Source organism: Enterococcus sp. DIV0724b, from assembly GCF_050531475.1.
In the GTDB taxonomy this organism is placed as follows: domain Bacteria; phylum Bacillota; class Bacilli; order Lactobacillales; family Enterococcaceae; genus Enterococcus_L; species Enterococcus_L haemoperoxidus.
Genome location: NZ_CP172890.1, coordinates 2,379,368 through 2,404,025, shown reverse-complemented (window position 1 = coordinate 2,404,025; position 24,658 = coordinate 2,379,368). Strand labels below are relative to the sequence as shown.

General features: G+C 33.9%; 21 protein-coding genes and 2 pseudogenes. 19 read left to right on the top strand and 4 right to left on the bottom strand.

Features of this window, described 5'->3' with window-relative positions:
• The first annotated feature begins 12 nt into the window (after positions 1-12).
• The 7 genes from IGJ02_RS11035 to IGJ02_RS11005 all read left to right on the top strand — a co-directional run bounded on the left by IGJ02_RS11035 (position 13) and on the right by IGJ02_RS11005 (position 5,793).
• Positions 13-705 carry a response regulator transcription factor gene (locus tag IGJ02_RS11035; protein ID WP_010763160.1) on the top strand — a complete coding sequence of 231 codons (693 nt, stop codon included), beginning with the start codon at positions 13-15 and terminating at the stop codon, positions 703-705.
• A gap of 88 nt (positions 706-793) precedes the next feature.
• Positions 794-1,063 carry a 30S ribosomal protein S14 gene (gene rpsN, locus IGJ02_RS11030; RefSeq protein ID WP_010763171.1) on the top strand — a complete coding sequence of 90 codons (270 nt, stop codon included), beginning with the start codon at positions 794-796 and terminating at the stop codon, positions 1,061-1,063.
• A 34-nt stretch (positions 1,064-1,097) separates the two neighbouring features.
• Positions 1,098-1,238 carry a putative metal homeostasis protein gene (locus tag IGJ02_RS11025; protein WP_010763172.1) on the top strand — a complete coding sequence of 47 codons (141 nt, stop codon included), beginning with the start codon at positions 1,098-1,100 and terminating at the stop codon, positions 1,236-1,238.
• Between the two features lie 429 nt (positions 1,239-1,667).
• Positions 1,668-2,741 (top strand): Gfo/Idh/MocA family protein, encoded by a 1,074-nt coding sequence (locus IGJ02_RS11020; protein ID WP_430602013.1) that lies wholly within the window; start codon positions 1,668-1,670, stop codon positions 2,739-2,741.
• A gap of 141 nt (positions 2,742-2,882) precedes the next feature.
• Entirely contained in the window at positions 2,883-3,620 is a 738-nt protein-coding gene (locus IGJ02_RS11015) for a ThuA domain-containing protein (RefSeq protein ID WP_010763174.1), read from the top strand.
• Positions 3,617-4,585: a sugar phosphate isomerase/epimerase family protein gene (locus IGJ02_RS11010; RefSeq protein WP_430602012.1), complete on the top strand. Its 969-nt coding sequence runs from the start codon at positions 3,617-3,619 to the stop codon at positions 4,583-4,585. The genes IGJ02_RS11015 and IGJ02_RS11010 overlap by 4 nt, the downstream gene beginning before the upstream one ends.
• Positions 4,586-4,758: 173 nt before the next feature.
• Complete coding sequence (locus IGJ02_RS11005; RefSeq protein ID WP_430602011.1) at positions 4,759-5,793, top strand: Gfo/Idh/MocA family protein; 1,035 nt, start codon at positions 4,759-4,761, stop codon at positions 5,791-5,793.
• A gap of 184 nt (positions 5,794-5,977) precedes the next feature.
• Here IGJ02_RS11005 and IGJ02_RS11000 read toward each other — a convergent pair.
• The 4 genes and pseudogenes from IGJ02_RS11000 to IGJ02_RS10985 form a co-directional block, all read right to left on the bottom strand.
• Positions 5,978-6,100 (bottom strand): annotated as a pseudogene (locus IGJ02_RS11000) (transposase); the annotation flags it as partial.
• Between the two features lie 92 nt (positions 6,101-6,192).
• On the bottom strand, positions 6,193-7,491 hold the full coding sequence (locus IGJ02_RS10995; protein WP_430602010.1) for a hypothetical protein: 1,299 nt from the start codon (positions 7,489-7,491) through the stop codon (positions 6,193-6,195).
• Between the two features lie 55 nt (positions 7,492-7,546).
• The gene (locus IGJ02_RS10990; RefSeq protein WP_430602009.1) at positions 7,547-8,848 is read right to left on the bottom strand and encodes a GHKL domain-containing protein; all 1,302 of its coding nucleotides are present in this window, start codon (positions 8,846-8,848) and stop codon (positions 7,547-7,549) included.
• Positions 8,849-8,861: 13 nt separating this feature from the next.
• A complete protein-coding gene (locus IGJ02_RS10985) occupies positions 8,862-9,614 on the bottom strand; it encodes a LytR/AlgR family response regulator transcription factor (RefSeq protein ID WP_430602008.1) in 753 nt (250 codons plus the stop codon).
• A 239-nt stretch (positions 9,615-9,853) separates the two neighbouring features.
• On the opposite strand from IGJ02_RS10985, the gene IGJ02_RS10980 reads away from it, so the two are divergent.
• From IGJ02_RS10980 to IGJ02_RS10925, 12 genes and pseudogenes are all read left to right on the top strand, one after another.
• Positions 9,854-10,855, top strand: a complete 1,002-nt coding sequence (locus IGJ02_RS10980) for a WxL domain-containing protein (RefSeq protein WP_430602007.1) — start codon at positions 9,854-9,856, stop codon at positions 10,853-10,855.
• Positions 10,856-10,867: 12 nt separating this feature from the next.
• Positions 10,868-11,560 (top strand): WxL domain-containing protein, encoded by a 693-nt coding sequence (locus IGJ02_RS10975; protein ID WP_430602006.1) that lies wholly within the window; start codon positions 10,868-10,870, stop codon positions 11,558-11,560.
• Between the two features lie 24 nt (positions 11,561-11,584).
• On the top strand, positions 11,585-12,265 hold the full coding sequence (locus tag IGJ02_RS10970) for a WxL domain-containing protein (RefSeq protein ID WP_430602005.1): 681 nt from the start codon (positions 11,585-11,587) through the stop codon (positions 12,263-12,265).
• Between the two features lie 24 nt (positions 12,266-12,289).
• A complete protein-coding gene (locus tag IGJ02_RS10965; RefSeq protein ID WP_430602004.1) occupies positions 12,290-12,973 on the top strand; it encodes a WxL domain-containing protein in 684 nt (227 codons plus the stop codon).
• 160 nt (positions 12,974-13,133) lie between these two features.
• Entirely contained in the window at positions 13,134-14,183 is a 1,050-nt protein-coding gene (locus IGJ02_RS10960) for a DUF916 and DUF3324 domain-containing protein (RefSeq protein ID WP_430602003.1), read from the top strand.
• 71 nt (positions 14,184-14,254) lie between these two features.
• Entirely contained in the window at positions 14,255-17,095 is a 2,841-nt protein-coding gene (locus IGJ02_RS10955; protein ID WP_430602002.1) for a hypothetical protein, read from the top strand.
• 125 nt (positions 17,096-17,220) lie between these two features.
• A complete protein-coding gene (locus IGJ02_RS10950; RefSeq protein ID WP_430602001.1) occupies positions 17,221-20,046 on the top strand; it encodes a hypothetical protein in 2,826 nt (941 codons plus the stop codon).
• A 95-nt stretch (positions 20,047-20,141) separates the two neighbouring features.
• Positions 20,142-20,834 (top strand): winged helix-turn-helix domain-containing protein, encoded by a 693-nt coding sequence (locus tag IGJ02_RS10945; RefSeq protein ID WP_430602000.1) that lies wholly within the window; start codon positions 20,142-20,144, stop codon positions 20,832-20,834.
• A gap of 88 nt (positions 20,835-20,922) precedes the next feature.
• Positions 20,923-21,211 (top strand): annotated as a pseudogene (locus tag IGJ02_RS10940) (sugar phosphate isomerase/epimerase); the annotation flags it as partial.
• Between the two features lie 34 nt (positions 21,212-21,245).
• Complete coding sequence (locus IGJ02_RS10935; RefSeq protein WP_430601999.1) at positions 21,246-21,626, top strand: Gfo/Idh/MocA family oxidoreductase; 381 nt, start codon at positions 21,246-21,248, stop codon at positions 21,624-21,626.
• 138 nt (positions 21,627-21,764) lie between these two features.
• The gene (locus tag IGJ02_RS10930; RefSeq protein WP_430601998.1) at positions 21,765-23,600 is read left to right on the top strand and encodes an LTA synthase family protein; all 1,836 of its coding nucleotides are present in this window, start codon (positions 21,765-21,767) and stop codon (positions 23,598-23,600) included.
• A gap of 25 nt (positions 23,601-23,625) precedes the next feature.
• On the top strand, positions 23,626-24,393 hold the full coding sequence (locus IGJ02_RS10925; protein WP_010763178.1) for a tRNA 2-thiocytidine biosynthesis TtcA family protein: 768 nt from the start codon (positions 23,626-23,628) through the stop codon (positions 24,391-24,393).
• Positions 24,394-24,658 lie beyond the last annotated feature (265 nt).

Sequence of the window (24,658 nt, the reverse complement as noted above, 5' to 3'; positions counted from 1 at the left end):
GGAGGAAAAATCATGTATACGGTTGGATACTTGATAGAAAAAAAACAAGAAGTAAATGTTCATTTAAATTTTTTAACAGATAAAGGCTGGACTTTAGCAGAAATCAATATGAAAGAGCAAGTTGCACATCAAGAGAATTTAGATGCTATCATCATCTTTGAAGATACAATGTCTGAAGCTTGCTTTTGGTTGATGAAACTAAAAAAACATGTGAAAGTACCTATTTATTTATTATCTGCAATCGATGAGTCTCGTTCAAACATTGTCTATCTGCAGTTAGGAGCGGAAGCTTGTTTTTCTATGAAGATGGAATCAGAAGAACTTTATTATACGCTAACTAATTTACTTAGCCATTATTCAAATAAAAGTAGTTATCCATCAGCGAAGAAATCAACCTCACCTAAGCGAAAAGAACTTGAGCTAATGCCCAGAAACTTAAGTGTGCTAATTGACGGGGAAAAAGAGGTTTCTTTAACCAAAAAAGAATACAATGCACTAGAGCTATTATTAAATAGTCCAGGACAAACCATTTCTTATAGTGAGCTCAAAGAAAAACTGTGGAACTCTGAAATGAATGTTGAGGATAAAAATTATCGAGTTGCCAATATTATGTTTCATTTGCGCAATAAAATAGAAATAAGCACAACGAATCCGAGGTTTATTAAAACAGTCCGTTCAAAAGGGTATATGTTGGATATAAAATAAAAAAGAGTACTTGCATTTTAGGTTATTAGATGTTATTCTTATCACTCTTAAAAAGTAATCATTACGATTTAGAAAGGGTGAAAGAAAAATGGCTAAAAAATCAAAAATCGCCAAAGCAAAACAGCAACAAGCCTTGATTGAAAAATACGCTGAACGACGTACCGAGTTAAAAGCAAATAAGGATTACGAAGCTTTAGCAAAATTACCAAAAGATTCCAATCCAAATCGCTTGAAAAACCGTGATTTGATCGATGGACGACCAAGAGCCTATATGCGTAAATTCGGCATGTCACGAATTAATTTTAGAACGTTAGCACATCAAGGACAAATTCCAGGTGTACACAAAGCAAGCTGGTAAAGAAACCGAAAAATAGATACCAAGAGGTGATTTTATGGAGAAGCAAGATCTTTCAAGTGCACGAAGAAGATTGAAGTGTACAAATCGAAAAACAAGAAAACGAGCATTGAAAATCATTCAGCAATATAAACGGGAGCAAAGACACCGTGTGATGGCTTCTGGTAATGTTGGCTGAGTGGAGCATTTTTAAGAAACAAGAATAAAGTTCTTCCTTTTTAAAGTAGAAGGGAAGGACTTTTTTTGTTTTTGTTGAGATTATTTGGATTGTAATTTTTTTTGATTTAAGCTGTTCCATTTCTATGGTGTGGCTAATTTGGAGTGATTAAAACTTCTTTCCCGTTGGTCGTCAAGCGCAGTTGCTCTGGCAAAACCAGTCGCAGTGATTCGCAAGTAAGGAGACAACGCTCCTTTTAGTCGCCTTGTACTGTTCATCATCCGCTCTGGCAAAGTCAGTCGCAGTGATGAACAGCAATATCCAGGAATTTTTTACCCATAATCTAGGAAGAAAGCTCTTTCAAAATTTTGTATAGTATTAGTGTAGAAGTGGAACCGTTTTATTTCTTCCACAAAATAATATGAGCAGATTATTGGAGGTTATTTGAGGATGTTGAAAGTAGGAATTATCGGTTGTGGCGGAATTGCGAATGGGAAACATTTACCAGCGCTTGCACAGGTTAAGGAAGTGGAACTAGTTGCTTTTTGTGACCTAATCAGTGAACGGGCAGAAGAAGCAAAGATGCATTATGGGACATTAAAAGCGAAAACTTTTACCAATTATCAAAAAATGCTTGAAGAAATGGATTTGGATGTTGTTCATGTTTGTACACCAAATAGCACACATGCCGAACTATCAATTGCAGCAATGGAAGCGGATTGTCATGTGATGTGCGAAAAGCCAATGGCAAAAACATCTGCTGAAGCGCGTAGTATGATCAAAGCTGCAAAGAAAACAGGAAAAAAATTAACCATCGGGTATCAAAATCGTTTTAGAAAAGATTCCACATACTTACACGAGGTTTGTGAAGAAGGGGAGTTAGGTGAAATTTACTTTGCCAAGGCTCATGCCATTCGTCGTCGAGCAGTACCAACTTGGGGTGTTTTCCTTGATGAAGAAGCCCAAGGTGGCGGACCATTGATCGATATCGGGACTCATGCGCTGGATCTGACGCTATGGATGATGGACAATTACAAACCCAAATATGTGGTAGGAAAAGCCTATCATAAATTAGCTGAGACTGAAAAGGCAGCTAATGCTTGGGGTTCTTGGGATCCTAAAAAATTCACTGTAGAAGATTCTGCTTTTGGTTTTATCATGATGGAAAATGGCGCGACAATCTTTTTAGAATCTAGCTGGGCATTGAATAGTTTAGACGTAAAAGAAGCCAAAACCACTCTTCACGGTACGAAGGGCGGAGCTGATATGAATGACGGATTGACCATCAATGGAGAAGATCATAGTACACTATTTGAAAAGAAAATCGAATTAGAACCAGGCGGTGTTGATTTTTACGATGGCGCTGGCGACAAACCGGAAGTGTTAGAAGCACAATCTTGGATCGATGCAATCATCAATGATACAGAACCTGTGGTGAAACCAGAACAAGCGTTAGTTGTGACAGAAATTCTTGAAGCCATTTACAAAGCATCCGAAACGAATCAACCGGTATTTTTCGATTAACTCAAGATTATCTAGCTTCATGAGCCAGCATCTCGTAAAAAGATAAAATATGAATGTGACAAAAAACATCACAGTCATATTTTTCTATTTTTCGTCGATACTAAACGGCTCATTCAGCTTTTAAATTAGGGGGAAAAAACGATGATCCAAGTCACAGTATGGAATGAATTCCGTCATGAGAAAACAGATGAAGCAGTAAAAAAAGTTTATCCAGAGGGAATCCATCAACAAATCGCACAATTTTTAAAAGAAGATGATTTTTCAGTACGAACTGCTACGTTAGATGAGCCAGAACATGGCTTGACAGAAGAAGTTCTAGCAAATACGGATGTCTTGATTTGGTGGGGACATGTCGCTCATCAAGAAGTTTCTGACGAAATTGTTCAGCGTGTTTATCAATGTGTCCTTGAAGGCATGGGGCTAGTCGTGCTGCATTCAGGTCATATGTCAAAAATTTTTATGAAATTAATGGGCACCTCTTGCGATTTAAAATGGCGAGAAGCACAGGAACATTGTCGAATTTGGACAGTAGCGCCTAGTCATCCAATCGTTGAAGGCATCGGCGAGTACATTGAACTAGAGCAAGAAGAGATGTATGGCGAGTATTTTGATATCCCAACACCAGATGATTTGATTTTTATCAGTTGGTATCCAGGCGGCGAAGTCTTCCGCAGCGGTTGCACTTATCATCGTGGGAATGGAAAAATCTTTTATTTCCAGCCAGGTCATGAAACGTATCCTTCCTACTATAATAAAGAAGTCCAAAAAGTCATTAAAAATGGTGTCCGTTGGTGTCAACCAACCCAAAACGCATATCCCAATTACGGACATCATGAGCCTTTAGAATCTATTACGAACAAGAAAGGAACTGAACAATGAAACTAGGTGTATTTACTCCCTTATTTAATAATTTAAGCTTTGAAGAAATGATTGATACTGTTTCAAAAGCAGGATTAGAAGCAGTCGAGATAGGAACAGGTGGTTCTCCTGGAAATGCTCATTTAGATATCGACAAATTATTAGCGAGTTCGGAGGCTAGAAAAGAATATTTAGCCAAACTTGCTGACAAAGGCTTAACGATCAGTGCTTTAAGCTGTCATAATAATCCTATTTCTCCATTAAAAGAAACGGCGCAAGAAGCAGATGAATTAGTGCAAAAAACAATCAAACTAGCTTCTCTATTGAATGTATCAGTCGTTAATGGTTTTTCAGGTGTATCAGGAGGTAATTCAACCGATACTCAAGTCAATTGGCCCGTTTTACCTTGGCCAACAGAATATGATGATAATTACAATTATCAATGGGAGAAAAAGTTGATTCCTTATTGGAAAAATATCAATACCATCGCAGAATCTGCTGGTGTGAAAATTGGGGTCGAACTGCATGGCGGTTTCTTATGCCATACACCTTATACAATGCTGAAACTCCGTGAAGCAACGGGAAAAGCAATCGGCTGTAATTTAGATCCAAGTCATTTATGGTGGCAAGGGATCGATCCAGTAGCCGCAGTGAAAATTTTAGGAGAAGCTGATGCAATTCATCATTTCCATGCCAAAGATACGTATTTGGATCAAGACAATATCAATATGCATGGCTTAACCGATATGCAGCCGTATGGGAATGTTAAAACCCGTGCGTGGACTTTCCGCTCTGTTGGATGCGGTCATGATTTGAAAGTCTGGTCAGATATAATTAGTACACTCCGAATTTACGGATATGATTACGTTTTAAGTATTGAACATGAAGACCCAATCATGTCTACAGAAGAAGGTTTGAATAGAGCAATCACCAATTTGAAAACTATTATGATCAAAGAACAACCGGCAGAAATGTGGTGGGTGTAATTAAGGAAACAACTCAACATCGACTCACCGTATTCCTCGTGGTTCACAGTAAAGCTGAACGAACTCATTCAGTTCGTTCAGCTGGATGTCAAAGAGAAGAATATGACAGTTTCTGACCAACTCTTTCGCCACCCTAAATCAAGCATCCTCTTTAATAGAAAGGACTCAAAAAAATGACAGCAATCAACTTTGCCGTAATCGGCTATGGTGGCATGGGCTCATACCATGTCCATAACATTATGCCAAACGAAAATGAACGAATCCATGTCGTTGGAACTTATGACATTTCTGGCGAACGCCAAAAAATTTCCAGCCAATACAACCATAAAATTTACACATCACTTGAAGAAGTATTAACAGACGAAACCATCGAAGCCGTTCTGATCGCTACGCCAAATGATTCACATAAAGACCTAGCAATCCAGGCACTAAAAGCCGGAAAACACGTCGTCTGTGAAAAACCAGTAACGATGAATGTAGAAGAATTAGATGAAGTGCTAAAAGTCGCCAAAGAAACGAACAAAACATTTATGGTTCATCAAAACCGACGCTGGGATCCGGATTTTCTAATTACCCGAGAACTTTATAAAAAGCAACACATCGGAGAATTATTTCAAATCGAAACCCGTGTACAAGGAGCAAATGGAATTCCTGGAGATTGGCGTCACGAATTAATACATGGGGGTGGAATGCTCTTAGACTGGGGTGTCCATTTACTAGATCAGCTATTATTTTTAGTTGATAGCCGAATTGAAAAAGTATCTGCTGATTTAAGCTACATTCTTGGGGATGAAGTGGATGATGGGTTTATCACGTATATTATTTTTGAAAATGGCATCCGAGCAATTATAGAAGTTGGAACGACCAATTATACAAAACTCCCACGTTGGTATATAAAAGGAACACAAGGAACAGCTGTCATTCATGACTGGGATCTATCAGGGGAAATGGTCATCGAATCTGGCAAACAAAATATCCAAGCACCAAAACCAATTCAAGCAGGTGTTGGCCTAACCAAAACAATGGCACCACCGTCAGAAGAAGCGACTGAGACTTTGCCATTACCAAAAGCTTCTGCTGAATACGACACATTCTATAAGAATTTCTACAAAGTCGTGCGAGAACAAGCAGAACCTGTGGTTAAAAATAAAGAAGTTCGTAACGTGATGGTTCTGATCGAAGAAATTTTTAAAGCAGCCAAAAGATAAGGTTGAGCCATTAAAAATTGGCTCTTTGTCAACGAACGTTGTTGAAAAAAATCCAAAGAATTAAATCGATTATAATAAAGAACTTGGGACGTAAGTCCTAACGAAAAACGGCTCTTTGTCAACTAATGTTGGTGAAGAAAATCTAAAGAATTAAATCAATGATGAAGCCTAGAGGGAAATTCCTCTAGGTTTTTCTATTTGGTTGAAAAAGAACAGTACCAAAGCATAAAGTAATCCTCAATTTAAAATTATAGAAGTTACGGAAGCCGTAGGCATTTCTCTTTAAAACTTTGATATGGTTATTTAAACGAAGCTAGGACATGATTCTACGAATCATATTTTAACCTCAAAAAATCCGAATGAATAGTGGAAAATGACTCATTTTTACTTGCTCGTTTTTTAATTAGAAATCGTACGAATGTCAAAAGTAATCAAAAAATAGTGAGAATGACTATTTAAAGAAAACGAGGTTCCTTTGTATCTTCGAAGAGTTTTTTGTACATCTTTTAGATTAGCATTTTGTAAAGTATTAAAAGTTGAATAAGATTGGGTCATATTTATGTTAGAGGTTACAAAGGGATCCACTGAATTTGTTAACGCAAAGATGATATGAGAATTACATTTTTTTATAGATAAATAAAGCGTTTTTTGCTTATAAATATCGGCCTGAGTAATTGCAAATGAAAGTAATTTTGATAGACAAAAAATCAAATCAATTAAACGAATAAGAATATCCACTTCTTTAATAAGTGTTGGAATACATAAATGGAGTTGGATATTTTTCTTTTGAGCTAAGTTGATTTGTTGGGTCAACAATCCTTGTATTGCTGGAATTTCTAATTGATTTAATTGACTATAGTGAGCATCTTCAAGTATATCTGTTGAGTAATTCTCAATGGAGTTAATATAATCAAGTGCTTCATCCCGCTCACCATTTTCAATATATCCAACCAAGCTTAGTAGAATGTTTTGATAATCATGTCTGAATTCATCTGAAAGTTGCATTTTTTTCATTTGGTGTTTGTATTGTTGAGCTAATACTTGTTTTTGTAGTAGTTTTTGATAATAACGGCTGTATAAGAACGCAGAGAAACAAAAAATAAGGCTTAATATAAGTAAAATAATGGTTAGGTAATAAAAAGAAACGTTCGCAATTTTAATAACAACAGTTTGCCTTAAAACACTTAAAAAGACAAAAAGTGCCGTAAGGAGTATGGAGAGCAACTTATAATTTTTCTGAATTTGAAAAATAGAATCAAATATATGATAGTAGTGATCGACTTTTATAGCACTTTTAATAAGAAGGAAGAGGATTAAATGCTGTAAAAGTAAAACTATTGGCTTATATTGCTCATAGATAAGGGGAGAAAATAAGTCTGATTGATATAAAAAAGTAAATAAATCATATGTTACCAGCCAAGAAAGAATAACCAGAAACGATTGTAGATATAAAAGAAGAGCAACTGGCAACCAATTATTTAAAAAACGAGCAATCATAATAGGCTGCATTATACAAAGGGAAAATAAAATAATTGAAATGTAAGGAGACTTCGTTATGAGACTCAACATAATTTGTAAGCAAGCGAGAAATAAAAGAATAACAGTTTGCTTTTTCGATGTGAAACGTTTGTAATTTAGAAAGTAGATAAGTAGACAATAGTTAAGTGCAATTACTCTAATAAAAATAATAAATTCCATAAATAACTCCTCTTTAATTTATGATAATAAAAAATGTTAAGACTAAACAAGGTAGTTATACCTGTTCAATTTTTGGAATTTTAAATTTAACAATAAAATGATTATTTCTTTTATTAATAGTATAACTGCTATTTTTATAGCGACTCAAAATAGTTAAGAAAATATACAGCCCTTTACCTTGATGTCCAGCTTTCGTTGAAACATTATTTTTAATAAGGGTTTGAAAAAGGATTACTTCATCATCAATATATGTATTTTGCACTTCAACACTAATCAATTGTTGTATACTGGTAATTTTAATTTCAATATATGGCGAGTTTGTTTGTTCAGTTGCTTCAAATGCATTATCTAGTAAGATAGAAAAACATCGGATAAAATCAATCATATTCATATCTAGATTTGTTAAATCTGTAGTGATATAAAGATCTAAAGTGATACCAGCTGAATGGCATTTGTTTACAAAACTAGTTAGTAATCCTTGTATAGGAGGTGAGTTAAGGTAGGTAATTTTTTTATATAAATTAGGAGTAAGTAGCGAATTTGAGTTGTTTAACACACTGTTCAATAGTTCAAGTGCTTTTTGGTCATCATCAGATTCTAAAGACTCTTTCAACTGTTGAAGCAACAATTGATAGTCCTGTCTAAATTTATTGGATAACGTAAGCTTACTTTTTTCTTGCTCGTATGTTTTAGAGAGAAGGGCAATATATTGCTTCTCACTATTATATTTAATCACTATAACTAGGTTAAAACCTATTAATAAAGTATGCCCAAAAATAATAAATGAACTGTAAAAAAGAGAAACTGAGTCACCGTTCAATATACTCATTAATTTAAAAGTAATTGCTAATAGTAATAAGAATAATAATAGCAAAGACAATAATTTGTATTTTTTAGGTAGAAGTGACATTGTTCGGGTAATAGAGAACTTTTTATCTAAGAAATTTGTCAAGAGAATGAGTAATAATAATAAAACTTGTTCTGCTAAAATGAACAAAATTAAGTAAGCATTGTAAGTACTAGTAGATATTTTCTGACTGTAATTAAGAATATCCCAAGCATCTAACGTTGGAAGCAGTGCCAAAAGTAATAAAGAATTTTCATAACTAATTAATAAGATAGGACTAAGCCATGAATTCAGCCGTTTAATAGATAAAAAAAATTGTAAAAAATAAAAAGAAAATTGAATGAACAGTATAAACGGGCTATTAATAAATAAGCTTGAAAGAAACTGTATGAATAAAAATACACTCAAAAGTAAACTTTCTTGCAAAGTAAAAATTTTTTTATAGGTAAGGAACCAGGTAACTTGTAGATAGTTAATAGCTAAAAAAGAAGTAAAAATAGCAGTATTCAAAATAAATAAGCTCCTAAAGTAATTTTTTTATTTTATCAATGATTTTAGTGCCGACAAGCAATTCCTGGCCATCGGAAAATGTAATGATGCCATTTTTTCGATCAATAGAAGCAATAGCAGCTAAATTAATAATGTAAGATAGTAAGGATGTTAGCATATACGGTTGCTTAATCAGTTCTTTTAACTTTCCAATACGTCCATCAATTATAAAATCTTCAGTGAACGTTTTAAGCATAAGGCGTCCTCGAAACCCTTTTAAGGATTCTACATAAAGTAATTCTTTACAATTGATATACATTTTTTCATTTCCATTTTTTACGGTAACCATATCCTCATTTTGCTTCCAATCATCAAATAAGGCTTGTTCTACCTTAGTTAATAGACCATGAATAGAATTATTAAAGGCAGTTGAATTTCGTTGTTCTTTCACAATATAGCCGAGAGGAAAGATGTTACTATTAATAATATCGATGGCCTTATCCTCTAAGCTGGTTAAAAAAATAATTGGGCAATTCGTATTTATCCTTCTAATATACATGGCTAAATCAATTCCTGTGAAATTAGTTTTCAAATCAATATCAAAAATAAAAATATCAGTATCTAAGATTTTTATTGTTTGAATACTTTCTTTAAAAAACAAGTGGTTGTCAAGAGAAGAAATTTGAAACTGAAGAAAATTAGACTCGTAGCTATTCAAAGATTGAATAATCTTTTTTCTAAACCCATTGTCATCTTCAATTACGTAAACCGTTACGTTTAATCCCATCAGCTATTCATTCCTTTCCTAAATATAAATGAAATATTTTAATATATTTTAGAGTAAAATAATAGAAAAATAAAGTCTTAGTTATATAAAAAATAAAAAAATGCAAAGAAGTTACGATTAAACGCTTACATGGCGTTTTTAGAGATGTAAAAAAATGTATTATCTTATTTGTACTTGTTACCTGTGATTCCAAAGCAAATTAAGGAACATAAGATTTAGGTGCAAAAGGAGGTGTTTCTATGATAAGGAAGCGATTGCTTGTTTTGATATTATTAGCAACTTTTTTACTAGTTTATCCTAAAGTAACACTTGCAGTCGAACAAAATGCTATGAATCAAGCAAGTAGTCAAGCAAGTATAACATTTTTACAAGACAATACACCGCCGAGTAAGGAAATGAATGAATCTGGGATTCACAATAATTTTTTAGGTGATTTAGGTATTGGAAAAGGTAAGAGATTACCTAATACAGGTGAAGTAGTCAAAATCATATGGATATCATTAGGATTTTTGATTCTTGTATTAATCATCTTTATCATTATTTATTACTATTTAATAGGAGGAAAAAAAATGAAGTTATGGAAATCAATGTTAGTTACAACAGCTATTTTAGGAAGTCTCGCTGCACCGACTATCACATTCGCTGATGAGACTATTGGGGATGAAAAAGGGAAAAAAGACGCAACATCATTTGGAGCAGTTACATTACAAGCAGGTGATGAAACGACAGTTCCTGAAACTGAAAATCCAGGTGAAGAAGAAGGCGGAGAAACAGGGAATACAGGGCAACTTGCGATTACGTTTGTTTCACCATTAGACTTTGGGGAGTTTAAACTAACGGGAAATCAAGAAGTTATCGCAGCTAAAAACACTGCGCCAAATATTCAAGTAAGAGATATTAGAGGAACAGGTAAAGGCTGGACTGTACAAGTATCAATGACAGAATTTAAGCAACGTGAAGATGCAACTATTGTGATGAAAGGTGCTTCACTATATCTACCAAAAGGGGTAGCAAAATCAAAAGAGGCGACAGCGTCAACACCACCAACCACGCGTGAAGTTATTTCAGTAAACACAAAAGCTCAAACAGTATTTGAAGCGCCTAATCAAACAGGAGCGGGAGCATGGATGGATCAATTTGGTGAAAACAATATTAAATTAACAATCCCACAAGATGCGTTACTCGGTGATTATAAAGCACAACTAACATGGACAATTTCAGACACGCCAGGAAAGAAATAAGGAGGAAATACGATGAAAAAAGCAATCATATTTAGCAGTACTATCGCATTAACAGCATTATTAGTAGCTGGCGCCACTGATGTAAGAGCAGAAGAAGCTGAAACAGGTGAGGAAACAACGAAAAACTTTAAAACAGATGCGACATTTGAATTTACAACCGAAGATCCAACTAATACGGATCCAAATGACGATGTAGATAAAGATAAACCTGTCCGTCCTCAAACGGGTCAAAAAGGATTGCTAGTGATCGACGCAGTTTCACACTTTAACTTCAAATCAGCCAAAATCGCAGGTGGAGAAACAAAAACAACCGCTGAAATTCCAACGGGTCAAACGTTAGGAATACAAGTGACCGATAAACGTGGAACAGGTGCAGGTTGGAATGTCCAAGCAACGATCGACGAATTTAAAGATGCAGAAGATGAAACAAAAATCTTAAAAGGTGCAGTAGTAAAAGTACCAGCTGGAACGTTTAAAACAACTCAAAATGGAGATACCTTAAACCCTCCACAAGCGGCAAATGGTGAAGGAACAATTATTGGTAAATCTGCAACAAAATTATTATTTGCAGATGCAGATAAAGGGAAAGGTTCATGGCTAAACGACTGGGCAGATAAAGTTGAACTAACGATTCCTGGTGGGAATCTTTTAGGAAACTATAAAGCAACTGTTACATGGATGATTTCAGATACACCTGCAGGTTAATAAAATAGAAGGATGCGATGCAAATTGAAAAAAAGTAGTTTAATTTTAGGATTATTTACACTATTTATGGTAAACGCTCAAGTGGCATTTGCTGCTGATGAAGGAGCAGAAGTTTCACCAACTGAAAAAAAGACGACAGCAGAAGTTACAGTGACAAAATCAGCAGGAATTGTTGATCCAGAAGATCCAGAAGAGCCAATAGGACCAGGAATTGGTAAAGGCGATTTTACAATCAATGGGGTTTCAAACTTTAAATTTGGCCAAATTAAAATGGGTGCAGTTGGTAAAGCGGAAGTTGATGCTGGTAAAAAATTAGGACTTGAAGTTGTGGATGAACGTGGAACAGGAGCGGGTTGGAATGTTCAAGTTGCGATGACGAACTTTTCATCTACAGTAGAAGGAAATTCAGATAGTATCGTAAAAGGATGGGAATTAGCGATCCCTAAAGGTACTGTGACAAGTAAACTTGGCGATATGACGAATGCACCAGAAACACAAGCTGTGACATTAAATATCGCAAATACTAATCAAACGATATTTTCTGCTGGAAAAGATAAAGGTTTGGGAAGATATACGAATATCTTCATGGATGAAACAACAACAGAAGTAAATAACTCTGTTCGTTTATCTATTCCTGTCTTTGCTAAGATTGGTCAATACAAAGCTGAATTAACATGGTCATTGGTTAACGGTCCAACAAAATAATAATAAATAAACGGGGGAATAAAAATGAAAAAAAATGTTTTGTTACTTAATTCTTTAATTTTGGGATTATTTGCAGTAAATGTTGCAGGAACTCAAGCATACGCAGAGAAAAAATCAGAAGCTGGCTCTACTGTTAACATTAAAATGTTGGCTGGAGATGAAGAAGAAGAACGTCCGCCAGTTGGACCTGTTGATCCAGAAGATGAAGATAACCAAGGAACTGGTAACAAAGGACTATTAACCATCAATCGTGTTCCCAACTTGAAATTTGGAGAAGTGAACATTAGTGGATCCGATCAAGTTGAATACGCATTAAACCAAATGCCTTACGCTCAAGTAACTGATGTACGTGGGACATCTGCTGGCTGGACAATGTTTGTAAGAGCAGACGATTTTACAAGTGCTTCAAAAGATGTATTAAAAGGTGCAACACTTTCACTAAAAAATAGTATTGTTTCAACAATGAGTGCAGGAAAAACAGTCATTCCACCTAAAGGAAACGATGTAACTTTAACAACGAAAAATCAAAAAATCATGATGGCAGATAAAAATTCTGGTGAAGGAACATGGTTGCAATCATGGTACAAAAATAATTCAGATGAAAAAAATAGTAACATCCAATTATCAATATTAGCTGGTACGGCTAAAGCAAATACGGAATATAGTGCAAACATCTATTGGGAATTACAAGACGCACCAATTAAATAGAAAAGTAATGAAAGCTAGATAAGAATAGACTTTTTGAAAAGGAAATAGGAACGATAGTGATTATTTCCTTCTTCAATAAATTTAACGAATAAGGTTTATTCAAAATTCCCCATAGACGTTAAAACAGTTATCCCAATCTCAAAAAAATAGGAGGAAAACGATGCGAAACGTCAAAATTAGTATATACGGTTTATTTTTAATTGCCCTATTCCTGATTAATCCACTACATGTGAAAGCAGCAAACATGGATTATACGATTAGTGCGAATATTCCAGAAAACCAAATAGATAAATCACAAACGTACTTTGATTTAAAAATGAAGCCAGGACAAGAACAAGAGTTAACGCTTAATGTAGCCAATTCGGGAGACAAAGAAATTACCTTAAATATTATCCCAAATGTAGCAACAACAAATCAAAACGGTGTAATCGATTTTAGTGAAGAAAACAGAAAAATTGATTCAAGCTTAATCCATCCAATCACAAAACTTATCAAGGGCGAACAAAAAGTAAAATTAGCGCCTAAAGAAAAAAAATTAGTTACCTTCAAAGTGAAAATGCCTGAAGAGAAAATTCAAGGTAAAATTGTTGGCGGTTTTTATGTATATAAAGATGAAGCCGAAAGTAACAATGGAAAATCTGAAGGGGGCGTACAAATTACCAACAAGTATGCGATGGTTATTGGCATTCAATTAATAGAAGAAGAATCCACAATCTCAGCAGAATTAAAATTGAATACAATTCAACCTAGTTTGATTAACTATAGAACGGCAGTAACCGCTAATCTACAAAATATAAAACCAACGTTTGTTAATGATTTGAAGGTAGTAGCTAAAGTGAGTAAAAAAGGCTCTAACGAAATTCTACATCAAACAACAAAAGCGGATATGGCAATGGCACCAAATTCTAATTTTGATTTTCCAATAAGTTGGGATAACCAAGAATTATTACCTGGGAAATATATATTAGATATAGTAGCAACTACGAAAGACAATGAATGGAAATTCTCAGAGGAATTTGAAATTAGCGCTCAAGAAGCAAAAAAACTAACGGAAGAAGCTATTGAAGTGAAAAAAGCACCGGATTATTTGCTTATCGGTGGCATCATTGCAGGAGCCGTCCTTCTTCTAATTTTAATTATTGTATTGGTTATCATTGCTTATAAAAAGAAAAAAAGACGCTTAGAAATGGAAAAAAGGCGTCTAGCTTAAAAAAGAAAAATGAAAAGAAAAGCAAATGCAGAGAGAAGAAAATAGCTGAAAGCTGATAGGGTGGTGTTTAAATGAAAAAGGAATTTATTTTGTTGGGAATGGTTCTATCTCTTTTGAGTTCATTTTTTTTATGGGAAAATCGAGTTGAAGGCGCGGCAATCAACTCATATTTTACTGAATTAGATTCAAATGGCGAGTTATTATCAGGAGAACTTGACGATATAAAGTTTCAAATCATTCGGCCAGTTTATCAAGGAAATTATGAAACAATTTTAAATGATATTACAGATAGAAATGGAAAACCATTTTTTAAAAAACTTGGAGAAACACGTTTTACATTGATCGGAGAAACTATTTTTTATAATAATGTTGGGACGTATAACAACAGAAAATTATCAGTAAAAATTACAATGTTAACAGGTTTAACAGGACTAGATTCGAACTATTGGATGTTATTGGATACGGACTGTTCACTGAGAATACGGACGAAAAACTCACAATTATCAGGAGAGGGAACAATCCAGTACACTCTGGTTTATTCAGATACGAAGGAAACTGTTCCATTTGTTGCAGTAGAAATGCCCGTTTCTATAAGAAATGCTCAGGGTGTGAATGGAGGAGATAGATTATGGTCTTACGCCAGTTTTTCAATGAGAGGTTTAATTAAGGTATATCTAAATAACCAAAAAGAAGAGATTGCAAAAACCAAGGTATCACAATTTAAAGCGTCATCTTCTGGTAGAGATTTGATGAAAGTGATATTGAGTGAATCCTTTGGACCATCGACGCCTCAAAATTATGTATTACTGCATTTAAATGAAAACAGTGGAGGAGTTGTTAGCGGTCTATTCGGTACATTTGCTTATGCTTCAGTTTATACGTTTTTCAAAAGCTCAATTGAGACTCCTCGTGAACCAACCTATGGTACTCCATCAATAAAAGGAGAAGTAGTTTCTGATGTATTCTCAGCAAAGTATACAATCGACCAAGCTTTAGTATCTACATATAACAGATTTTATCCAGACAGCTTCTCTCTCATTTTAGAGGATAAAAATCAGTTATTTCAATCACTAGTTCCAAAAACAATCAAGGTAACCAACAGACAAGGGGAAGATATTACCGACAAAGTAAAGATTGAACCTGTATCTAAATCAAAATTAAAGATTGATATATCAAATGCGGTGTTAAAAGAACTAAAGGACGAAAATTTGAGGATTGAAGTCTCCTTTGACGAATTAGAGGTTAAAAAATTACTAACGCGTTATGATCAAAAAAATGGAAGCATTGATATTCCACTCACAACGTATAATGTAACAAAAAAAGGATCGCAAGAAACAGTATTTGTTGTAGAAGAAGGGACTGCTCAAATTATCCCGACTATTTCTGCTAGCCCTAAAAAACAGACAGTTCCTATTAATACAGCAACTAAAGAATTAGATCTAGAGACACTTCTGACCGAAGTTAAGTCAACAATTCCAGAAGATATCTTACAGTATAGCTTTTCAGAAGAAAAAGTATTTGACACAGTTAAAGAAGATTCCGTAGCAGTTACTCTAACCAGTGAACTATTGCCGGAACTAAAACGAAGCATAGAGGTTCCAATCAAAGTAACTGATGATATCGTAACGAGGGAATTATTTGAAAATCAAACATGGATAATTGATGCAATTAACGAACAATTAAAACCAAAACAGATTGACGAAGACATTTATCATTCCGATTTAGTCAAAATAAAACAAATAATGATCAATGCTAATCAATCATACAACCACCAGCATATTCCAAACGCAATCAACTATCTCAGAAATTTAGAAGTATTAACTCTAAAAGATCTAAAACTGACAGGTTCATTACCTGTTGAAATGGGAAAATTAGATCGACTCAAACAATTGAATCTATCAGGTAATCAATTATCTGGATTGATACCTAAGAGCTTTGGTAAGCTAGAATCATTAGAAAGTATGGATGTGTCGAATAATAAACTGATAGGGTCGATTCCAAAGGAATTAACAACCTTAAACAAACTAACTGCAATCTCTTTCATGAACAACCAATTAATTGCTCAGGTACCAAAGTTTAGAGATGGATTTCAACGCTTTAATATTTCTGGAAATCAGGTAACATACAATGCAGATACAATTCCAAGCTTTATTAAAAGCTCCCTTGCTGGAGAGGCTAAAAATACCTTTATTGATGGGCTAAAAGTGACCATTGATTCATTTAAAATTTCAGATGCCGACTTAACTGAAATTAAGCCATTTGATAAAGAAAACCCTGGTTATTTTAGGATAACTCTTTCCCATAAAAAAGAAGCGATTGAGGAAAGCGAATTATATGATACTCATTTATTTACGATAAAAGATAGTGCAAGCAATAAAGTGTTATACGAAGGATTAAGAGATGAATCTGTAAAAATCCCGTATAAAAAAGGGATAAAATATACAGTAATTTTAGATCAAGCAGAATTAAATCCAAATAACCAATATACAGTATTAACTAAAATACCAGAATTAAAATTTGATAAAGTTCCAGAGAACATGGTTTTTGAAATTCCTTTAGGGATCAATCTGAAAAGTCCTGTGAAAATCGCTGGAAAATTTTCTGTGTATGATAATAGAGATAGTGGGAATTGGCAACTCTCGATCACAACCAGTAGCTTAAAATCTGAGGACAAAGAGCTGAATGGAGAGTTCTTATATAGTGATGGGAAAGGAACAGAATTATCAATCATTACAGGACAAAAGGCTCCTATATTTACAGGAATAAGTGATCCAGAAAATGAAAAAATTTCAATTGCTGATCGATGGAATGCTAAAGAAGGGCTACAGTATAGAATAAGTAGTTCTAACTATATCGGCAACTATCAAGGGACGGTTATATGGACATTGGAAGATGTACCGAATGTGGAGTGATTATAACTGTAAGGAAGCTATGCTGACAGAACCAAACTTTATCAAGTAGAGTAAATAATAACTAGTATTAAAGCCGACTAAAGAAAATTTATAGATGGTAATAAATTTGAAGGAGAGAACTAAAAATGAAAACAAAATCTCAATTGATGCTCTTTTTAATCGTTTCTTTTTTCCTTTTATGTTTATTAAACAATCAGCGAACTGAAGCTGTTGAAACAAGTGATTATTATACAGAACTAGACTATACGGGAGCGATTAAGTCAGGAACACATTTAGAATCAAGCCGACCTACGATAAGACCAGAATATCAAGGAACTTGGGGAACCTTATTAAATGATATCACGGATTCAACTGGAAAAGCTTACTTCAGTAAGTTTAATGTAGTACGAAACTATAAAGCAGGAGAATATTTCTATTACAATAAAGTGGGATCATATAATCAACGTGATTTGTCGCTAAAAGTAATTTTTAATCGAACAGAAAGCAAGCCTAATTACAATTTTAGGACTAAGCTATTGTCAAATGGTGCCATTTACATTGAATCAATGTTTGATCCGCTTTCTAAGGAAATTTCTTTAGAGTACCAGTTAGTCTATTCTGACACAAAAGAAGTAGTACATGGTGTTGATGTTGAGCTTCCTCAAGCTGTACAAACCAATGCTTACAATTCAGGACTTGATACGTATGGATATGCTAATTTTAGGACTGAAGGGCTTAGTAAAGTCTATTTTCAGCAAAATAAAGACATTGTTTCACCTACGCATGAGTTAAAAACTGAAAAGGGGACAGCCTCTGGTAGAGAGTTACTGAAAGTGATCCAAGATAAAAGATATACATCGCTATTAGCTCAAAATTATGTCGTTTACTCTAATAATGAAGTTCCAATGTCAACAGGAGTTAACACACCAAATGCCTATGCTCCTTATATTGTTATTTTTGATGCAGCAATTGAAACGCCGTCTACCCCTAACTATTTTGAACCTAAAATCGTTGGTAAAAAAAATGCCGAGTCATTACGTGCATCGTATACAATTAGTCAAGCACTAACAGCTACTTATGATATTTTTTATCCTGATAGCTTATCGGTAATTATCGAAGATGCTGAGAAAGCTTTCACCAAGATTACTCCAGATGATGCTAAAATTTATAATAAAGACAATAAAGAGATAACAAAAGAAACAACAATTAAACAACTTGACGATCATAAGCTAGAAATTACTATTTCAAATACTCTTTTAAAGCAATTAAAAAGTAACGCTTTTCAAATCGAGTTAGCTATTGATTCTATTGATTTAAAGAAAGCGGATGAATTTTATGATGCTGAAACGAAACAACTTAATGTACCTTTAAGTGCGTATAACGTTCGGAAAAAAGCAAATGAAAAAGTTCAATCAGCAGTAGTTACAGGAGATGCCAATAGTCAGCTAGTTATTTCCGGAACGCCGCTTCCTCAAGTACTCAATATTAATAGCACAACAGATGATATCGATCTAGATAAAGTATTAGCTGATTTAAAAAGTAATATTCCAGAAGATAAAGTGACGGTTGAAGCAATCACCGATGAGAGATTATTCGATGAAGTAAAAAAAGAATCGGTCAAAGTTGAAGTGAAAAGCGAGTTATTTCCTCAACTAACCCAAACGTTTCCGATTCAACTTAACATAGAAGACACTTTAGTTACAACAGCTTCATTAGACAATCAAAGATGGCTAATTGATATTGCAGAACTGTATAACTATAATAAGAAAGTAGATAGAAATCTCTACATATCAGATTTGGCAAACGTTCTTGACATTGCTTACGTGGGGAATCCTAATGAGCAAATAAGTATACCAAAACTGATTAAATATTTTATTAACGTTGATAGAATAAGAATCCTAAATTCAAAATTCAACACATCATTGCCCTCTGAGATAGCACGTTTAAAAAAAGTAACGTGGATGGAATTTACGAATTCAAGTGTGACTGGTGAATTTCCAACATTTATAAAAGATATGGATGGTTTAAGTACTTTGATGTTAGTAAATAATAAGCTAACAGGAAAAGTACCACTATGGCTATTTGACTTACCTAATCTCAAAGATGTATCAATAAAAGGAAATGAATTTGTTGGTCAAATTCCTCTTTCTATAAAAAATGAAAAGCTAGAATTAAACATATCAAATAACCAATTGACATACAATTCAGATGAAATACCAGCATACGTAAAGAATTCAGATAACACTTTTTTAAAAGGATTACAGTTATCAGGTTCAGAAATTTTGAGTATTGCTGACAAAACAAAGCAAATAATCAAGCCCTTTGATACAAAAGACGCTGGCTACTTTAATCTACATGTGATTGGTCAAGAGTCAGATAAAATCAATGCCTTATATGACGGTCATCACTACACTATCTTAAATGAAGAAACGAATGAGGTTCTTTACGATGGACCAAAATCTGCCAACAAAACGATTCCTTATAAAAAAGGAATCATATACAAAGTAATACTTGATGAAGCAATAGCGAATCCAAGAAATCAAACTATAATTAAGACAAAAATTCCTGAATTAAAATTAGAAAAAATACCTGAGTTATTATCATTTGATATTTCTTTAGGAACGCATCTAAAAAAGCCAGTAAAATTAATCGGTGAAATGAGTATTTTTGATAATCGAGATGGTGGTAATTGGCAATTAAATATTACACCAAGCAGTTTAGAATCAGAGACAAAAACGCTTAAAGGCGAATATAGTTATATCAATCAAAAGGGGATAGAAACAGCAATTATTGCTGGACAAAAAGCGCCAATCGAAAAAGGGAAAAGTGATACTGAAGATGAAATTATTCCAATTTCAGACATGTGGACAGATAAATATGGATTACAATTCACAATAAACGGGTCTAATTATTTGGGAAGTTACAAAGGAAGTGTTACATGGACATTAGAAAATGTTCCTAGTTCAAACTAAACTAGGAATTTTCTATATACATAATAACAAGGGAAATGTTACGGAATGTAGCAGTATAGAGTTGAAGAGTAGACAATCAGTCTGGAGGAATAATGATGTATACAATCAGTTTTTTATCAAAAAAAGAAGTACACGAAAATGAGCATTTTACGTATTTAACAGAAAAAGGTTGGAAAGTAAAAAATATGAATATAAATGAAGCATTTAATAATTTGGATGCTGTTATTATCTACGAAGATAAAGTAGCAACTACGTGTTGTTGGTTAATGGAATTAACTAAAAAAATCAGCGTACCAATCTTTTTGTTATCGGTTGGCAATGAAGCACATTCAAATATTTTATATTTACAATTAGGAGTGAAAGCTTGCTTCTCTTTGTCAACAGAGTTAGAAGAAGTTTATCTTACAATAAAGAATTTACTTTATGATGCTGCATCGTTTAAGCTACAGAAACAAGTAAATGATCTAGAAGAAAGAAGTATTAATCCTATAAAAGGATTGGAACTTATTCCACAAAACCTTAGTGTAAAAATCGATGGAAAAAGAGAAATTATTTTAACCAAAAAGGAATATCAAGCAATTGAAATTTTATATAAAAGCCCTGCCCAAACTGTTTCTTACGGCGAACTTCAAAAACGTTTATGGAAAGTAGAACAAGATGAGTTACAGGGAAACTATCGTATAGCGAATGTGATTTTTCATTTGAGAACAAAAATTGAAGAGAATATATCCAATCCAAGATTTATCAAAACTATTCGATCAAAAGGATATATGTTTAATAATAAATAAAATCAATCACTTGGGAATTACGTTCTGTTTAATCTGATTTTGGTTTATAACAACTTTCATTTTAAAGGAAGAAGTAAATCGCAAGTATGTATCAATAGTAAATGATTTTTCTTGTGTCTCAGGGGAAATCCAACCGATACACAAATCAATTGGCCCGTTTTACCTTGATCGAAAGGCTATGGTGATAACTACAATTACCAATGATAAAAGAAATTGATTCCCTATTGAAAAAACACCAATACAATTGCAGAATCTGCAGGTGTGAAAATTGGGAGCGAACTGCACGGTTGGTTCTTGTACCTACACCTAATACGATTTTGAAACTGTATGAAGCAACGGGAAAAACAATTGGCTGTAATTTAAATCCAAGACATTTATGATGGCAAGGGATCAATCTGATTTTAAGTGAATATGGATGTCAAAGCGAAGGTAGCAACAGTTTCTGATCCGCTTTTTCACGACTTTACAGCAATCAAAATTGTTGTAATCGGTTACGGCGGTATTGTTTCCTGCTATGCTCATAACATTATGACCAAGGAAAACAAACGAGTCCATGTTGTCGAAACCTACGACATTTTAGGTGAACGTCAAAAAATGTCCGGTCCACACAACCATAGACTATACTGTTTGCTGGAAGAAGCGTTAACAAATGAAACCATCGAAGCAGTACTGAGTACTACACCAAATAATTCACATAAAGAATTAGTAAGAGACACTTTAAAAGATGAAAAAAACGTAGTCTACGAAAAAATATTCACGATGAATGTAGAAGAAAATAAAGAGGTTTTCTGATCAAGGAAATTTTTAAAGCAGCTAAAAGATAAAGTTGATCCATTAAAAGTAAAGTTCCCTAAAGCGGGTGCTTTACTTTTTTTTCGTCTAAGCATAAAATATTAGAGGACACTTCAGGAAAAGAAAAGGGAGAATCGTGTGAAGAAAAAATTACAGATAATCAAGAAAAAACCAGTCAAATATTCGCTGATCATCATAGGATTGCTATTACTGGTTTTAATAAGTAACTTATACTTACAATGGTGTCAAAATGAATTATCACTGAATTTAGTGTTTAAATTTGCTTTCTCATGGCATACGGAAAAGTTTATCCTTGGTAGCCTAGTTTTGCTGATATTTTTACTATTTTTATGCAGTTTAGCAGGCTCACTGATTCTTGGAAGTGTACTTTATACAATTACGATCGGTATTTTGGGCTTCGCTAATTATCAAAAAATGTTTTACCGAACGGAACCAATTTATCCAGATGATTTAAAAATGATCACAGAATTTGGTTTATTAAGAGAAATGATTGGAACGATTCCCTTCATTATTATTTTAGTGATTGCTGCAATCGGCTTGTTTTTTTTCGGAAGAGCCATTTACAAAAGTCGTTTGTTGCCTAAAAAAATGCAGATCATACGAATTTCCGGTTTAATTATCACAATGACATTATTACTATATGTCAGTAATTTTAACAACCCCAATAATTTATTACGAAAAGCATATAACAAAACAGCCTTATGGATTCCTTATAGTCAAAAAATGAATTATTATAATACCGGATTTATGGGCGGCTTTTTGTATAATTTAAAAGTGGAAGCCATGGATAAACCGGATAACTATTCCAAAAAGGCTATCGAAGACATTACAAAAAAATATACAAAAACAGCGCAAGAGACAAAAGCTTCGTCGGAAGAACAGCCAAATATCATCTTTGTGATGAGTGAAAGTTTTTCAAATCCGCAAAATTTAAATGGAGTTACCACCAATAAAGACCCGCTAAAAGATTATTACGATATTGCCAAAACAACGTATAGCGGCCAAATGCTTTCTCAAAATTATGGTGGCGGAACCGCTAATATTGAATTTGAGGCATTGACTAGTTTCTCTATGGAATTATTCAATCCCCAAATGACAACACCTTATACAATGTTGATACCTAAAATAGAAGAAATTCCATCGATTGTTTCGCTTTTGAATCAGCAAGACTATCAAACTACTGCTATCCATCCTTATAATACATCGATGTACAAACGTAAAGATGTTTATCAGACGATGGGATTTGACGAATTTATTAGTGAAGAGACCATGAAATATACAGAAACAATTGAAAATAATCCGTATATATCGGATGAATCGGCCTACAAAGAAGTGCTAGATTTGCTGAAAGAGGATCAAAGTCCACAATTTGTCCATTTAGTGACGATGCAAACACATATGCCTTACAGCGATAAATACAAGACCTCAGATTACTCTTCACAAAGCTTAGGAAACAAAAAAGCAATTGACAGTTACATGCAAGATGTTGCATATAGTAGTGAAGCCTTAAAACAATTTACACGTTCATTGAAAGAGTTAAAAAGACGAACATTAGTCGTTTTTTGGGGCGATCATTTGCCTAGTATTTACTCCGATGAAATCAAAGCAGATAATGATGAAGTAAGCATGCACCAAACCGAATTCTTGATGTATGATAATCATGGAAAACTTAGCGAGAAAAACACTCATGATGCCGTTACCAGCCCATTTTATTTTGCCCCTTCATTATTTGAACAAAGTGGGATGCAAATGACCGGTTTTTATCAATTATTATCTGAACTGGAAAAACAAGTTCCAGCTTTTGAGAAAAGCTTCTACTATAAGGACAAAAAATGGCATAAGACCCTTACTTTAAATAAAACACAACAAGAATTATACGATGATTATCGCTTGATTCAATATGACATTGTTTCGGGTGAAAATTATAGTTTGGAGACTGAATTTTTTAAATGAATGTAGTAGTAAAAAGGAGTAAACAATGAGTTTTAAAAAGAAAGATAATCAAACCTACTATAACCCGATTCGTCGTGCGGTGTTGAATCATCAAATGATCCAACCAGGTGATAAAGTGGCAATCGGAATGAGTGGGGGCAAAGATAGTACAAGTCTGTTGTATTTTTTAGACAAGATCAGTAAGCAAAAACGATTAGGTTTTGAATTTGAAATCGTACCGATCACTCTAGCAATGGGGTTTGATATGGATATTGCTCCGTTACAAGAATTTGTGGAAGGGCTAGGGTATAAATTAGATGTTGTGCCAACTAATATTGCCCAAGTGGTGTTTGATATTCGGGAAGAACGATCACCTTGCTCGTTATGTGCCAAGTTACGTCGAGGCATTTTATACAAACGAGCGAAAGACGTCGGTTGTAATAAAGTTGCCCTAGGTCATCATTTGGACGATGCGATTGAAACTTATTTTATGAACTTTCTATTTCACGGTCAAATGGCTAGTTTTGACCCAATCAGCTATTTATCAAAAACCGATATTACGTTGATTCGCCCATTGCTTTACGTAGAAGAAAAGCAGATCATTCAGTTTGTTGAAAGAGAAGCGTTACCTGTGATTTTTAATCCTTGCCCAGTCGATAAGAAAACGAAAAGAGAAGAAATCAAACATCTTGTAAGTGGATTAGCACAAAGCTATCCTGATATCAGAGAGAAATTTATTATGGGAATGGAACAAGGAGTGTCTGAAAATTTCTGGACAAAATCGCTAGTTGTAGAACAAAAAAAAGGCAATTAAGAATAAACGAACACTTAAAGAGACTAGGATAAATACCTTTGAGGAGATCGCCCTCATGGTTGTTTATCCTAACTTCTTTTCAGTCACAAAAAAGTAAACAGTGAACGTTATTTCAAACCAAACAGAAATTTTTCTGAAAATCAATACGATTTCATTTGAAAAACACTAAAAGAACAGGTATAATTAATTCATCAATAATAGTTGGTGAACGATTTTAATCTGCTACCATTCTATTATTTCATGAGGGAGTAACTGGCGGCGCTAG